The 14510-nt window shown below is 62.2% G+C and carries 15 protein-coding genes and 1 pseudogene; 8 read left to right on the forward strand and 8 right to left on the reverse strand.

Going from position 1 to position 14510, the window contains the following annotated elements:
* Positions 1 to 320: 320 nt before the first annotated feature.
* Positions 321 to 1058, reverse strand: a complete 738-nt coding sequence (locus ASD52_RS16220) for a DUF3750 domain-containing protein (protein WP_057224797.1) — start codon at positions 1056 to 1058, stop codon at positions 321 to 323.
* 72 nt (positions 1059 to 1130) lie between these two features.
* On the opposite strand from ASD52_RS16220, the gene ASD52_RS16225 reads away from it, so the two are divergent.
* Positions 1131 to 2138, forward strand: coding sequence for an asparaginase (locus tag ASD52_RS16225; protein WP_025426241.1), 1008 nt, complete (start codon positions 1131 to 1133; stop codon positions 2136 to 2138).
* A gap of 80 nt (positions 2139 to 2218) precedes the next feature.
* On the opposite strand, the gene ASD52_RS16230 is transcribed toward ASD52_RS16225, so the two are convergent.
* Positions 2219 to 2971 carry a DeoR/GlpR family DNA-binding transcription regulator gene (locus ASD52_RS16230; RefSeq protein WP_025426242.1) on the reverse strand — a complete coding sequence of 251 codons (753 nt, stop codon included), beginning with the start codon at positions 2969 to 2971 and terminating at the stop codon, positions 2219 to 2221.
* 92 nt (positions 2972 to 3063) lie between these two features.
* Between ASD52_RS16230 and ASD52_RS16235 the strand changes: the two genes are divergently transcribed.
* The gene (locus ASD52_RS16235) at positions 3064 to 3435 is read left to right on the forward strand and encodes a hypothetical protein (protein ID WP_025426243.1); all 372 of its coding nucleotides are present in this window, start codon (positions 3064 to 3066) and stop codon (positions 3433 to 3435) included.
* Between the two features lie 109 nt (positions 3436 to 3544).
* Here the strand turns inward: ASD52_RS16235 and ASD52_RS16240 are convergent, their stop codons facing one another.
* Entirely contained in the window at positions 3545 to 4276 is a 732-nt protein-coding gene (locus ASD52_RS16240; protein WP_025426244.1) for a DUF4198 domain-containing protein, read from the reverse strand.
* A gap of 138 nt (positions 4277 to 4414) precedes the next feature.
* On the opposite strand from ASD52_RS16240, the gene ASD52_RS16245 reads away from it, so the two are divergent.
* Positions 4415 to 5035 carry a glutathione S-transferase family protein gene (locus tag ASD52_RS16245; RefSeq protein ID WP_025426245.1) on the forward strand — a complete coding sequence of 207 codons (621 nt, stop codon included), beginning with the start codon at positions 4415 to 4417 and terminating at the stop codon, positions 5033 to 5035.
* Positions 5036 to 5044: 9 nt separating this feature from the next.
* Here the strand turns inward: ASD52_RS16245 and ASD52_RS16250 are convergent, their stop codons facing one another.
* Positions 5045 to 5461 (reverse strand): hypothetical protein, encoded by a 417-nt coding sequence (locus ASD52_RS16250; protein ID WP_057211496.1) that lies wholly within the window; start codon positions 5459 to 5461, stop codon positions 5045 to 5047.
* 125 nt (positions 5462 to 5586) lie between these two features.
* Entirely contained in the window at positions 5587 to 6504 is a 918-nt protein-coding gene (locus tag ASD52_RS16255) for a bestrophin family protein (RefSeq protein WP_025426247.1), read from the reverse strand.
* Positions 6505 to 6753: 249 nt separating this feature from the next.
* On the opposite strand from ASD52_RS16255, the gene ASD52_RS16260 reads away from it, so the two are divergent.
* On the forward strand, positions 6754 to 7332 hold the full coding sequence (locus ASD52_RS16260; RefSeq protein WP_025426248.1) for a dihydrofolate reductase family protein: 579 nt from the start codon (positions 6754 to 6756) through the stop codon (positions 7330 to 7332).
* A gap of 112 nt (positions 7333 to 7444) precedes the next feature.
* On the opposite strand, the gene ASD52_RS16265 is transcribed toward ASD52_RS16260, so the two are convergent.
* Both ASD52_RS16265 and ASD52_RS37305 read right to left on the reverse strand, forming a co-directional pair.
* Positions 7445 to 7831 carry an MmcQ/YjbR family DNA-binding protein gene (locus tag ASD52_RS16265; protein ID WP_051509197.1) on the reverse strand — a complete coding sequence of 129 codons (387 nt, stop codon included), beginning with the start codon at positions 7829 to 7831 and terminating at the stop codon, positions 7445 to 7447.
* Positions 7828 to 8031: a hypothetical protein gene (locus ASD52_RS37305; protein ID WP_057212448.1), complete on the reverse strand. Its 204-nt coding sequence runs from the start codon at positions 8029 to 8031 to the stop codon at positions 7828 to 7830. The genes ASD52_RS16265 and ASD52_RS37305 overlap by 4 nt, the downstream gene beginning before the upstream one ends.
* 90 nt (positions 8032 to 8121) lie before the next feature.
* Between ASD52_RS37305 and ASD52_RS16270 the strand changes: the two genes are divergently transcribed.
* Complete coding sequence (locus tag ASD52_RS16270) at positions 8122 to 9063, forward strand: LysR substrate-binding domain-containing protein (protein ID WP_025426250.1); 942 nt, start codon at positions 8122 to 8124, stop codon at positions 9061 to 9063.
* A 36-nt stretch (positions 9064 to 9099) separates the two neighbouring features.
* Here the strand turns inward: ASD52_RS16270 and ASD52_RS16275 are convergent, their stop codons facing one another.
* Positions 9100 to 9759, reverse strand: coding sequence for a glutathione S-transferase family protein (locus ASD52_RS16275; RefSeq protein WP_025426251.1), 660 nt, complete (start codon positions 9757 to 9759; stop codon positions 9100 to 9102).
* A gap of 221 nt (positions 9760 to 9980) precedes the next feature.
* Between ASD52_RS16275 and ASD52_RS16280 the strand changes: the two genes are divergently transcribed.
* From ASD52_RS16280 to ASD52_RS16290, 3 genes and pseudogenes are all read left to right on the forward strand, one after another.
* The gene (locus ASD52_RS16280; RefSeq protein WP_128090418.1) at positions 9981 to 10334 is read left to right on the forward strand and encodes a hypothetical protein; all 354 of its coding nucleotides are present in this window, start codon (positions 9981 to 9983) and stop codon (positions 10332 to 10334) included.
* A gap of 158 nt (positions 10335 to 10492) precedes the next feature.
* Positions 10493 to 11868, forward strand: a pseudogene (locus tag ASD52_RS16285) (PepSY domain-containing protein).
* Positions 11869 to 12037: 169 nt separating this feature from the next.
* On the forward strand, positions 12038 to 14371 hold the full coding sequence (locus ASD52_RS16290; RefSeq protein WP_057224799.1) for an EAL domain-containing protein: 2334 nt from the start codon (positions 12038 to 12040) through the stop codon (positions 14369 to 14371).
* Positions 14372 to 14510: the final 139 nt, after the last annotated feature.

Raw genomic sequence — 14510 nt, forward strand, 5'->3', positions numbered from 1 at the left:
AGTTACGACCTTCGTCGGCCTTGCAATCCCGGGAAATTCACCTACCTTGAAATTATCGCTAACGAACAGAAAGGAAGGTGATCCAATGTCTAATGAGATTTCGGTCGTCGTGACAGGCATGGGAGAGGTGAACACGTCGAGGCGAACTTCGGCCTGATTCCCGCCTTCCTTCGGGTCCTAAGCCCGGGCCAGCCACTTGGCCAAAACTCATGGAAGGGTCGCCTCGCGCGGCCCTTTTCCATTTCTAGCCCGCCATGCAATTTCCCATCCCGATCTTCAGATGCATTCTGCGCCGGCGTGCGCGTGCGCCTGCGATGTCGTCAAATACCGAAACGCCCGACCGCCGGGATCTTGATGCCCGGTTTGGCAATGTCGAAACCGGCGACGAGGCCGAAGAAATGCAGCTCCAGGCCGCTGCGCACCCCCGCCGAAATGCCTGCGAGGCCATAGAGCGTCGCATGCAGGTCGCGGCTATCGGCGTCGATCTGGAACAGTTTCCCCTCCGGCAGGTTGTCGCGCCCGACAGCATCTGGCGGCAACACCGCATTGAGTTCGGGGACCGAGCGCAGCACATGGGCAACGAAGGTGTTTGAGTTCGGCCCCGGCCAGATCCGGTAGCCGCCGGCCGATGAATAGGGGTAGGCAGCGATTGCCGCTTCGATCTTCGGGATCAGCCTGCTCGCCTCGACGCCGCTGGCGGTCGCAACCAATCGCGGCTCGTTCGAATACCAACGGGCGTCCGCCTGATAGGCGTTCCTGCGGATCGGCTTGCCCCAGCCGACCTTGTCGTAGCGATTATAGGCCTGGGCGCCCTGTTGCTTGGTGACGATCCAGGCGTGGCTGGCGACCGCTCCCTTCATGCCGCCCGTCGTGGCGGAGAAGATATAGACCGCCGCATCCGGGCTTTGCGCCGGCTTCGGCAGGATGCCCGCCGAAGACCAATCGGCATGGCGCCAACTCTGCGGTCGCTCCTTCATATACCACCATCCGGCCGACGCTAGAGCCGGCAGAAGGTAGATGACCAGAAAGACGGCGACGAGCCTGCGGATGAATTTCATGAAAGCGCCGGTTTCCTGTTGTCCGATTCCTGCTAAATGCATGCACTAATCTAGGAAATTTGAGGGCAAGACATGTCGAATCCCGTTCTCGTCGAAGTCACGCGCGGCAATCTGGTCGAAAGCCGTCACCGCGGCCTGGTCATCGCTGTCGATAGCGAAGGCCGTACGGTCTTTTCGCTGGGCGATACCGAGAGCGGCGTGTTCCCGCGATCGGCCTGCAAGGCAATGCAGGCGCTGCCGTTGATGGAAAGCGGCGCTGCTGACGCTTACGGCTTCGGCAACAAGGAACTGGCGCTCGCCTGCTCCTCGCATTCGGGCGAGCCGGAGCATGTCGCGCTTGCCACGAAGATGCTGGCTGCTGCCGGCCGCGACGTGTCGGCGCTCGAATGCGGCGCCCACTGGTCGTCTGACCAGAAGACGCTGATCGGCCAGGCGCGCTCGATGGAGGCGCCGAGCGCGCTTCACAACAATTGCTCCGGCAAGCATTCCGGCTTCATCTGCGCCTGCTGCCATTCAGGCACTGAAGTGAAGGGCTATGTCGGCTATGATCACCCGCTGCAGCAGGAAATCCGTGGCGCCATGGAAAACCTCACCGGCGCGATCCTCGGCCGCGACAATTGCGGCGTTGACGGCTGCTCGATCCCGACCTATGCGGTGCCGCTGAAGGGGCTGGCGCACGGTTTTGCCAAAATGGCGACTGGCGTCGGTCTCGCGCCCGAACGCGCGCGCGCATCGAAGCGGCTGATCGAAGCCTGCATGGCCGAGCCTTTCTACGTCGCCGGCACGAAGCGCGGCTGCACGCGGCTGATGGAAACGGCACCGGGCCGGATCTTCGCGAAAACCGGCGCCGAAGGTGTGTTCTGCGCGGCGATCCCGGAAAAGGGCATCGCCATCGCCGTCAAATGCGGGGATGGTGCCACCCGTGCTGCCGAGGCGATGGTCACCGCTACGCTTGCTCGCTTCTTTCGGGGCGAGCCTGACGTGCACGCGGCACTGATGGCGCAGGCCAACCACACCATGAAGAACTGGAACGGCATCCCGGTCGGTGACGTCAGGGTGACGGACGCCTTCGCCGCCTGATGTCGATCGGAATGACGCGCGCGCAGGAATCCCGGCCGCGCGTTGTTGCACACGCCCCGTAGCGACCAGTACTCCGCGTCTCACGCCGACAGAAGCGCCATGCCCTTGTCGCGATAGGGGCCGAGAGCATCATCGTTCATATCTTCCGGCACGATCAGGCCGGCAATGTCTTCGGCGTTGGCGACGTGGTGCGGCGAAGCGGCATCGAACTTTTCGGCTGTCGCGATGACGAAGGTGTCGGCGGCTTGGCCAAGAATGGCGCGCTTGACGGCGGCCTCCTCGTAATCGCCGGTCGAAAACCCATGAACCGGATGGATCGCGGTGACGCCTAGGAAAAAGATGTCGACACGGATAGCGGTAATGGCCGCCAGGGCGGCCGCACCCGTTGCCACCATGGAGTGCTTGTAAAGCCTGCCGCCGATAAGGATCACATCCGCCTCATGTCTCTCCAGCTCCGCCGCAATGGTCGGGCTGTGCGTGATGATCGTCAGCCGCATCTCGCGCGGAAGCGCTCTGGCGATTTCGGCGTTGCTTGTGCCGCCATCGAGAAAGATCGTTTGCCTCGGTGCGACGAGCCCGGCTGCCTTGCGTCCGAGCCGGCGTTTGACGTTGCCAGCAATTTCCTGGCGTGTGGCAAAGTCCGGTAGGGCAGGTGTCAGCGGCAGCGCACCGCCATGCACCCGCTTCAGCAGCCCTTCGGCCGCCATTTCCCGGAGGTCACGGCGGATCGTATCTTCGGAAAGTTGCAATTCATCCGCCAGGCGCTTGGCGACGATCTCGCCATCGCGGCTTAGCCGCGCCGAGATCAACGCTCGTCTCTGTGTGGTCAGCATCATTTCGCTCCTTGACTCTTCACGATATTACACGAAATATCATGAATATTCCAGAGTTATCTGGGTGTATCGTGCAAAGTAAGGAAAAAATCATGTTGATCTTGATTGCGGGTCCCTATCGCTCGGGTACGGGCGACGATCCGGCCAAGATGGCGGAAAATTTGAAGCGTCTGGAGGAACCGTCCTATGCCCTCTTCAGGGCGGGCCATGTGCCTGTTATCGGGGAGTGGGTGGCGCTGCCGGTCTGGCATGCCGCCGGCGGCGCCAGCATCGGTGACGACCTCTACGAGGAGATCTTTCATCCCGTCGCCGGGCGCCTGCTGGCGCTTTGCGATGCCGTGCTGCGTCTGCCGGGCGACAGCAAGGGGGCGGACAATGATGTCCGCATTGCCCGGGAGCGCGGCATTCCGGTCTATTACAACCTCGAAGATGTGCCCGGCTGCAGCGAAGCGCAGGTCGCCTGAGCGACAGCAGCCCCGGCGGGTATAGCTCGCCGGGGCTGCGGATTGGTGCCGGGCATGCCGCGACGCGTGCCTTGTCGCACTTGCGCCGGCTACCCGGAAAGGCGTGGACTTATTCGTGCACGTGCGGCTCGGCGACGAAGGTCAGCGTTGCCGTCAGCCCCTTCTTGTCGGCGGCGGTATCCGCTTCGAGCGGAATTGCGTGGCTGACGGCGAGAATGTTGACGCCGGCATTGCGCAACGTCACTTCGGTTTCGCCCTTCGCGTCCGTTTTTTCGGAGACGAGCTCCGGAAGTCCGGCGTAGTCGACGGTGATTTCCTTGCCTTCGAGCGGCTTTCCATCAAGCAGCAGGCGGACGCGAAATTTTTCGCCGGGCTTCAGCCCGATCGGATTGTCGAGCGGCACGATCTGCAGTGGCTGGGCCGGGAAGGCCGGCATGTCGCCATGCACATGCACAAGCGCGATACTGTATTTCACCGAGTGGCTCGCCTGTTTGGCGCCTGGTACCTCGCTCTTCGGCTTGTTCACCCATTTGCCGTCAGCACCCTGGCTCCAGTAGCCGTTGTCGAATTCGAGCGCGAGCAGGGCCGGTTCGCCGTCGAGCTTCAGCAGGGCATGGGTGCCGGCCGGCTCGATGGTGACCGGCAATGCCGTGCCATCCTCGCCGAGGGCAGAAACGGATTTCACCTTGGCCGGATCATAGGCTTCGTCGGCGGGGCCGTGGCCGTAGATCACCGCAAGGTCGCCCCAGCGCTCGCCGATCCAGGCGCCATGCGCAAATGCCGGCGTGGCTGCGGTGGCCAGCAGACCGGCGGCAAGCAGGGAGGAAATCAAGGTCTTCATGAGTGACTCCGAAAATATGTTATAACGTTACGTTCACGTTGTATTGAAGTCATGTTCGGCTTGTCAACCGAGGAGACTTCATTTCTTCTGCGGCCCGAAGGCGGCGCCAGGGTCGCCTTGATTAGCAAGGAGAGTAACGTGCTGAAATTGTTCTACACCCCGGGAACCTGCTCGCTGGCCTCGCACATCGCGCTGGAAGAGACTGGCATCGATTACACGGCCGCGCCGGTCGATTTTTCCAAGGCGGAACAGACCAAGCCCGACTATCTCGCGATCAACCCGAAGGGGCGTGTCCCCGCGCTCGTCACCGATCGCGGCACAATTACCGAGACCCCGGCGATCCTCACCTACATTGCCCAAAGCGCTCCGCAAGCGAAGCTGGCACCGCTCGACGATGCCTTCGAGTTTGCACGGATCCAATCCTTCCTGAGCTATCTCTGCTCGACCGTGCATGTCGCCCATGCCCACGGCCGGCGTGGCTCGCGCTGGGCCGACGACCCGGCGGCGCATGAGGCGATGAGGGCCAAGGTTGCTTCGAATATGACGGATTGTTTCGAGCTGATCGAAACCAGGATGCTCGCCGGTCCCTTCGTCACCGGCGACACCTACTCGATCGCCGACCCCTACCTGTTCACGATCGCTGGCTGGCTCGAGCCGGATGGCGTCGACCCGACACGCTTCCCGAAGATTTTGGACCACCGCAACCGCATGACGCAGCGGCCGGCAGTCGCCCGGGTTCTCGCGGTTCTGAAGGGTTAAGGATCGGGGCTAACGGCCAGCGAGTCTCTCGGGCAGGTCGAGCGGGGGTTCGTCTGCCCAGGCGACGAATTCCCCGTAGCTGATCTGATCGTCGATAATGGCGCGGACGAACAGGCGGCAATAGGCTGCCGGAATCTCTGCCAGCCGCACGTCAAAATGGGACCCCAGCTTCGCCAGGTCGACATTGGCGATCCGGCCTTCGGCAATTCGCTTTTCCATCCCAAGCCTGCACCCGGTCACTGCACGGGAAAAGGCGTGGCGTTCTTCGCGAAGAGCACGTTTCCTCTGCTGCCATTCCTCGACCGTAAGGTTGTCAGCGCTGGAGGCACGGCCGAATTCGGCCACCCTGAAGTTCATCACAAGCATGAGAACAACGACAAGGCCGAGGCTTACGATGAGTCCGTTCAATGCCTTGCTGAGCCGCATTCGAAACCTTCGCTTTCAGGACACCCTGCATAGCAAATAGAAAACAAAGCTGGAAGCTGCAATGAGTTATCATGGCTATCCTGGCGTGTGTTGCCACAAGCCTGCGGTCCTTGGAAATCTGTCGGCTACATCAACATGTAATCCTTCGGTTGCGGCAATTCGGGCAGGTCGGTTTCTCCAAGCGCCTCGCGCAGATTGATCTCGATCGTATCGGCAAGCGCCACGATCGGCAGGTCGTTTGGCAGCGTGCCGAACGGCTCCTCCAGTTCATCGCCAAGCGCGTCGAGACCGAAGAAGGTGTAGGCGACGAGTGCCGTTACGAACGGCGTCGCCCACCCGAGCGCATCGGCAAATCCGAAGGGCAGGAGGAAGCAGAAGAGATAGGCGGTGCGGTGCAGAAGCAACGTGTAGCCGAAGGGAACCGGCGTGTTGCGGATGCGCTCGCAGGCGGCAAGCACGGCCGACATGCGTCCGACCGTGCCGTCCAGCATCATGTACTGAATGTCGCTGATCCTCTCAGTGGCACGCAGGCTGGCAAGCAGGCCGCCGATCTCGCGCAGCAGCAGGTCCGGGGCATTGCGGCTTGCCTTGTAGGTAGGCAGGAGATCCGCTGGCAGCCTCCGCAACGCCTTGTCGGGCTTGCTGCCCGGCCGCAGGTGGCAGACCAGCGTCTGCGCAAAGATGATCACCAGATTGAGCAAACGTGCCCGCGCGCCGTCCGCGTCACCTGCTTCGAGGATCAGTGTCTGGCGGGCAAAGTCACGCGAGACGAAAATCAGCTGCCCCCAATCCTTGCGGGCCTCCCACCAGCGGTCGTAGCAGGCATTGTTGCGAAAGCCGAGAAACACCGAAAGGGCGATGCCCAAAAGCGCGAACGGTCCGCTGTTGACGCTCGGCACCATCGTCGGGAAGGCCTGGTGCGACCAGACGACGCCGGCTGACAGGGCAAAGACGAACAGCACCTGCGGGAAGATCCGCTGGATGACCGAGCCGCGCAGAATGAAGAAGAGCTTGGGGAGGCTGGGGCGGTCGCGAACGATCATCGACGGGTACCTGTGCGGCAAGGATTTAGCATCGGTACAGGCGGGACACGAAAATTGGAAGAGCGCGCGATGTTGTCAGCGCCCGCATCCGTGCCTTGCCATGACCAGCAATGTAAATTGGCGATCTTCCCGCTGCCGTCCTTTTCGCCGCCTGCACCGCGGCACCAGTCTCCAACGATATTTCAGGCACCCTGTCGGCACGCGGGCGTCCCGCTCGTCCTTGATGAGAGCATCGAAGAGGAGACGAAAATGCGCAAGGTTGTTGCCGGCATGCAAATGTCCATCGATGGCAAGATCGATGGTCCCGATGGCTATGCCGATTGGGTCGAGTCCTGGTCGGATACCTTTGATCTCTTGCCCGAAATCGATGCCTGCGTGCTCGGAAGCGGCATGTATTCGGGCTACGAACAATATTGGAGCGCGATCAAGGCCGACCCGCACAGCCCGCTCGAATTGAGCGGAAACCTGCCGACACCAGAGGAAATCGAATACGCCGACTTCGCCCTGAACACGCCGCATTATGTGCTGTCCAACACGCTCGACGGCGTGCGCTGGGCGAACACGACGGTGCTGCGCGACGCAGCGGATGTTGACGCTTTGCGGCAACGGTCGGGCAAGACCATCTATGTGGTCGGTGGCGCGCAGACGGTTTCCGGCCTGCTCGACAGGGGCGTGATCGATGAGTTGCGCCTGACGATCCATCCGCTGGTGGTGGGGGAGGGCAAGGCGCTGTTTGCAACGATCGCGCAACGGCATCGCCTGCAGCTCAACGAGGCGAAGTCGCGCCCGGACGGCACTGTCAGCCTCGTTTATGCCGTCGGCGATTGAGCGATCCGGCTGGCTTGGGTTCAAAGGCAGGGAGCTAACGGCGTGGCATAGCAGGTATTTGTCGGGTAACGGCCCGGTGATCCGCCAGGCCCACGCGACGAGGAATGTCGAGTTAGGCCGGAAAGTCGGCTGACAGTTTCCGCGGCGCCTTCTCGCGCCAGGCGGCGATCAGCCTCTGTGTCAGGCTCGCGTCGTCGATCGCTCCAAGACGCACCAGCATCGCCGGCCATCCCTTGTAGTGATCGGTTTCGAAGAAGAGTGACGGATCGAGTTCCAGCAGCATTTCTTTTTCTTCGAGCGCGCACATGACCACCAGGGTGTCGGCGTCCTTCATGCGCGCAAAGCTCTTGCCTTTTACCAAGAGAGCGGGCGTGCCATAGGAGGTGCCGAGCGACACCTCCGGCAGGCCAGAGGCTTCGGCCAGCGTCACGACGCGGGCAAAAGGACCGTCGAGGTCTTCGCTCGGGCGGCCATTATGCGCGGCCGGAGGGTGGCTCATCGCCTGGCCGCCGAGGCGCAATCGCAATTGCCGGTCCGCGGCCAGGGCCAGCCCGGGAAGGGCAGGTCGCCGAGTTCGCGCCCGTCCATTCGTTCGAGATCGGGATGTTGCAATGGGTCGCGTGCCCAGGAGAGCGAGGCGTCCTGTCGGGTGTCGGTAAGAGATCGGGTCGGTTTCAACAGGGAGAAAATCTTCAGCATGGCGGGCCATCCTTTCGATGCTTCAGAGCATCTGCCTGTTTGACCACGATTTCAATTGAGATTGCCAAAGGGTAGGTTTAGAAAAACTATATGAAAGAATTGAATGCTATTCACCTGAACGGCTTGCGTGCGGTCGAGGCGGCCGGTCGCCTTGGCTCGCTGGCAGCAGCAGCCGAGGAATTGGGGGTGACCCCCGGCGCGGTCAGCCAGCAGATCGCCAAATCCGAGGCGCAGCTCGGCCGCATCCTGTTCGAGCGCACATCGCGTGGGCTGGTGGCCACGGATTTCGGCCGGCTGTTCCTGGCGCGGCTGAGCAATGCTTTCGGCGAGTTGGCTGAGGCGGTTGCCTCGGCGCGGCGGCGGGACGAATCGGTGCTGACAATCTCGGTCGCGCCGGTCTTTGCCGCGCGCTGGCTGGTCTACCGGCTCAATCGTTTCGCCGAGCGCCATCCTGATATCAGGCTGCGCATCGACGCGACGACCAGGCTCGTTAATCTCGATACATCGGATGTCGATGTCGGAATTCGTGTTGGTGAGGGTCGCTGGCCGGGGGTCAAATCGGAGCTGTTGCTGGAGCAGGAGGTTTTCCCGGTCTGCTCGCCGGCGATGGCTGAAAACCTGCGCGAGCCTGCAGATATTCTAAAGATGCCGGCGGTTATCGACGGCCATTCGATGTTTACCTGGGAGGTCTGGCTGCGCGAGGTCGGGCTTTCCGGTGCCGAATTGGGCGTGCGCCATACCTTCAACGAGGCATCGCTCGTGCTCGATGCCGCGATTGCCGGCCAAGGCGTGATGCTCGCCTGGCAGACGCTTGCCGGTTTCGCCGTGACCGAGGGCAGTCTCGTCGTTCCCTACGGTATCCGCGCGCGTACCGGCTACGGCCACTACTTCGTCAGCTCGCCCTCAAGGCGGGAGAGCAAGGCCACCACGGCGTTCAAACGTTGGGTGCGCGACGAGGTCGAAGAGGGCATGCGACTGCTCGACCTCAAGGCGCCACGCACCCGTTTCAAGCCACCGTCTGCGAGTGACTAATGTCGCTTCGCCGGCGTGGCGTTCGATGGCAGAAGCCTATTCGGCTTCCTTTGACCGAACCTCCATCATCGCCTTGAAAGCCGGACGAGACTGGCAGCGCGCCAGCCACGCCTTGACCTTGGGATGCCCGTCGAACAGTTCCGTCTGGCTCATGGCGTAGCGGAACACTTCCGCGAGGTTGAGGTCGGCGACGGTGAAGCGGTCGCCGACGATATGGTCCCGGCCATCGAGATGGCTTTCGAGATAGGCAAAGGCCTTGCCCAATGCGGTGACAGCCGCGCTGACCTTGGCTTTGCCCTCATCGGTGTTCTCGGTGCCGGCATCGTAGGTGAGAATGATGCGAACGGCGTGCGGCTCGACTTCGGTGGCCGCCCACATCGTCCAATTGCCGATCAGTCCTTCTTCCCGGACGTCGATGGGCGCAAGCGGCCCGCCATATTTGCGGGCGAGGTAGAGATTGTTGGCAAGCGATTCCGTCAGCACAAGGCCATCGTCGTCGATCGCCGGGATCAAGCCCATCGGATTGACGGCGAGAAACTCCGCCGACTTGGTGTTAACAGGCGCATCGTCCGCCAGCGGATCGGCCAGCCTATAGGCCTGCTTAACAGGTACGGATTTGAAGGGAATGCCGAGTTCTCCCGCCATCCAGTAATTGCGCGATGCGCGCGAGCGATAGACGCCATAGATCGTCAGCATGTCCGGTCTCCTCCTGTCATTTGCATACCCTTGTCATAGGCAATCGCGGACCGCGCAAGAAGCGGCGGGCGTTGATATCTCGCATGAAATCTTTTGCTGAACGACCGGTGCGGCGGTAAGGCCGCTTGTCTTTCAGACCTTCGCACACTAGCAATCCCAGCATCGATATGGGGGCTTGATTGGCGCGACCGCGGCGAGAGTGGATGAGGATGGACGCGGCAGTGCGCATTTTCTGCGCGCTGGTGTTCATCGTTTCCGCCCTGGTGCAACTGCCAGCGGGCGCCGCCATGCGGGCTGCACCGGATATGGCAGCCTATGTTCTGCCCGACGGCTCGCTTCCCGACCTCTGCCTGGCCGGCCATGACGATCCGGATGGCAAGGGCGGCACGAAAGCGCATGCATGCCAGTCCTGCTGTCTCGCCGCGCCGGTGCTTCTGCCCACGCCTCAGGCGTTTCACGCCAAGACCGCGCCTACGTTCCTGGCGCTCTCTTCGCCAGCAGCCAAGCTTTTGCTCGCTCGTCCGGTGCTGCTGGCTGGCTCCGGGCCTCGCGCGCCCCCACCGTTTTCCGCCTGATCTGCCTCTGAAGGGTTGAGTGCCAGCACGCGCACTGTCGACGAGGGGTTCTCGGTCGACGCGTTCGCTCCAGCGGCTGGCGCAACCACCACATCCAGACTTCAAGCAAGGGTAAGCCGCCAGCTGGTCATCGCTGGGCTTTTCCCGGGGGGACACCTATGACGACTGCATCTCTTTCCGGCGCCGCGCGACTGCCCGATGTCGCCGAGCGCGGCATTTCGCTCTACCGCGCGATCTGGCGCTGGCACTTCTTCGCCGGCCTTCTGGTCATTCCATTCATGATCAGCCTTGCCGTGACCGGCGGGCTCTATCTCTTCAACGACGAGATCGACGACACGTTCTTTGCCTATCGCAATATCGTTGCGGTGGGGGAGACGCCGCTGCCGCCCTCGGCGATCGTCGCCAACGCCGTCGAGGCGGTGCCGGGCAGCACGGCAGTTGCCTATCGCACGCCGGCCGGTGCCGATCGGTCGGCACGCGTGACGGTGGGCGTAGGCGCAGGGCGCCTGATGGTCTATGTCGATCCCTATACTGCCGGCATACTCGACATGGTCGCCCCGAGCGACGAGTTCAACCAGGTGGTCGAAGACCTGCACAGCCTCGACTTTTTCGGCAAACGTGTCGAAACGATCATCGAGATTGTCGCGGGTTTTGCGCTGCTGCTCGTCGTCACCGGCATTTATCTCTGGTGGCCACGGCAGCAGACCGGCGGTGTGATCACCGTCCGCGGCACACCGGGGCGACGGGTGTTCTGGCGCGACATGCATGCGGTCACGGGCATCGCCTCGGCGCTGCTCATCGTCTTTCTCGCCTTTTCCGGTCTGCTCTGGTCCGGTTACTGGGGCTCGACCGTCAACGGCAAGCTGACGGCGGCTGGTCTGGGCTACCCGGCCGGGCTCTGGGACGATGTCCCGACCTCGACGAAGGTGTCGACCGACGTGCTCTCCAAGGCCGGCTGGCTGGTGGAGAACGCGCCGGTCCCGATGTCGGCGGCCGGCGGCGGCTCAGTCCCGTCCATCGGGCTCGACAGGGCCGTCGCGATTGCCGACAAGGCCGGCATGCTGCCTGGCTATGAACTGGCCATTCCCGCCGACGAGACCGGTGTCTACACCGCGGCGATTTTTCCCGCCGATCTCGCCCGCGAACGCACGATGCACATCGATCAATATTCCGGCGAGCCGCTGGTCGACATCGCCTTTGGCCAGTACCCGCCACTCGGCAAGGCGATCGAATGGAGCATCAACGTTCACAAGGGCCAGGAATGGGGCTGTTCAACCAGCTGCTGATGCTTGCGACCTGCCTGGCGATCATATTCGTGTCGGTTTCGGCGGTTGTGATGTGGTGGAAACGGCGCCCGGCCGGGCGCATCGGCGTGCCGCCGATGCCGCCGCGGCGTAGTATCTATGCCGGATTGTGGTTGCTGGCGCTACTGTTCGGGCTGGCCTTTCCGCTGACCGGCATTGCGATCATCGTAATGATCGTTGCGGACCAGGCACTGATGCTGGTTCCGCCATTGCGCAGGGTTCTGTCCTGATTTGGCATGGGGCGGCTCGCGCCGCCCCATCTTTCCGGCTATATTGAGCACCGAAATGCAACCTCTGCACGATTTTCCTTGTCTTATTTAGGGACGGCTAACCTTTGGCCGCCTATCGTTGGTTGGGGAAGTCAGACCGATCTCGACATTGTGCTTCCGGAGGCCTTGCTTGGCGAAGAACACGTCCCGCAATCCGCGTTATGCGGCCCTCAATGTGGGCGGCAACGAGGATACGCGCTGCCTGATCGATGCGAGCAATCGTCTGGCCGATGAGATGAGCCGGATATTTCCTTCCGACCCTGACATTGCCGACCGGCATTACTGGTTGGAAACGATCATCAACCACGTGCCCGACTATATCTATGCCAAGGATACCGAGGGCCGGTTCCTCATCGCCAACCAGGTCACTATCGAAGACAACGGACTGGAATCGCTTCGCGACATCATCGGCAAGACCGATTTCGACCTGCATCCGCCACATCTGGCCGAGATCATCGCCACTGTCGAGCGCCGGGTGATCGAGACGGGAGAGCCGATCTTCGGCATCGAAGAGCGTGCGATGGTGACCAAGGGTCGCGATCGCTGGCTGATGACGTCCAAGGTGCCGTTGCGCAACAAGCGCGGCAAGATCGTCGGCATCGTCGGCGTGTCACGCGATATCTCCGACCGCAAGGCGGCAGAACGTTTGCTGGAGGGCCAGGCGCATCTTCTGGAGATGATCGCCAACGGCCGGCCGCTCGAAGAATTTTTCCGCGAACTGATCCTGCTGATCGAGGCGCTGGTGCCGCGGATCCGCGGCTCGATCCTGCTGCTATCGGCCGATGGCCGTCACCTGCTGCATGGTGCCGCGCCGAGCCTGGACGAAACCTATTGTGGCCTGATCCATGGTCTCGAGATCGGCCCGAAAGCGGGCTCCTGCGGCACGGCCGCCTGGCGCGGCGAGCAGGTGATCGTTGCGGATATTCATAGCGACCCGCTCTGGGAGGATTGCAAGGAGGTCGTCACGCCCTACGGCTTCCATGCCTGCTGGTCGACACCGATCCATTCTCGCGATCGGAAGGTGCTCGGCACCTTTGCCCTCTATTCGGAAACCGTGTGCGTTCCCGACGAACCCCAGAAGGAGCTGATCGCCATGGCAGCCCATCTGGCGGGCATCGCGATCGAGCGCAAGCAGGCCGAAGACCGCATCAGCTTCATGGCTCACCACGATGCGTTGACCGGTTTGCCGAACCGGGCGCTGTTCGAAGAGCAGGTCGCCGAAGCCCTGGAAGCGTTGCGCGGAACGAGGCAATGGGCGGTCCTCGCCTTCCTCGATCTCGACAACTTCAAGCTCGTCAACGACACGCTGGGTCATGCGGCGGGTGACGAGTTGCTCAAGGTGACCGCCACGCGCATGCGCGCATCGGTGCGCAAATCCGATATGGTCGTGCGCGTCGGTGGCGATGAATTCATCCTTCTTCTGAACGGCCTGCCCTGCGAGCGCGATGTCGTGCTCGCACGCCTTGAGGATATTCGGGCGGCTATTGCTGCGCCCATGCAGATCAACGGCCGCAGCCTGCAGATATCCTGCAGCATGGGCGTTGCCTGTTTCCCCAACCAGGGCAAGACGGTCGGCGAGCTGCTCGCCAATGCCGACATGGCGATGTACCGCGCCAAGGAGCTCGGCCGCAACAATCTGCAGGTTTTCACCGAGGAGATGGCCGACAAGGCCCACGAAAAGCTGTTGAAGCAGGCGGAGTTGCGCCAGGCGATCGCGGGGCAAGAATTCCTGCTGCATTTCCAGCCGCAAGTGAATATCGAGAGCGGCCGGGTCTTTGCCGCCGAAGCGCTGCTTCGCTGGCGGCATCCCGAGCGTGGCATGATTTCGCCGGGCGATTTCATTCCGCTGGCCGAAGAGACCGGACTGATCGTGCCGATCGGCGATTGGGTGCTGCGCGCCGCCTGCCGTCAGTGCAAGGCGTGGCACGAGGCCGGGCGGCCGTTGCTGATCGTCAGCGTCAACGTTTCCGCACGCCAGTTCCGCGAGCGAAACTGGGCGGCGCATGTCGCCGCCGTTCTCGCCGAGACCGGGCTGGAGCCGCGGTTTCTCGAGCTGGAATTGACCGAGAGCCTGATCATGCAGGACGTGCCGGGCGCATTGGCGACCATGCACGAACTGAAGGCGATCGGCGTGCATCTGGCGATCGACGATTTCGGCACGGGATATTCGAGCCTTAGCGCATTGAAGCGGTTTCCCGTCCGTCGCCTGAAGATCGACCGATCCTTCGTCGAGGATATCCCTGGTGATGTCGACGACAGGGCCATCACCGCGGCGATCATATCGCTCGCACAAAATCTCGGGCTGCGGGTGATCGCCGAAGGGGTCGAAACCCAGGCGCAGGTGGAGTTCCTGCGCCATAGCGGTTGCGACGAGATCCAGGGCTATTTTTTCAGCCGCCCGCTTGCATCAGCGGATTTTGAGGCGCTGTTGCGCCAGCCCGGCTTGAACGCCGACGGCATTTGAGCCACGCCGGCGTAACGCCGAAAAAGCTGTCGGAAACGTGATCCGACGTTTACCGACACAAGCCTCGTTCCAGCCGTAGATGCCAGCATTCTTAAATTGGGCGGGTCTGCGCGAATCGTTTCATTAATCAATTTCGTGC

The organism is Ensifer sp. Root142, assembly GCF_001426785.1.
Classification (GTDB): Bacteria; Pseudomonadota; Alphaproteobacteria; order Rhizobiales; family Rhizobiaceae; genus Ensifer; species Ensifer canadensis.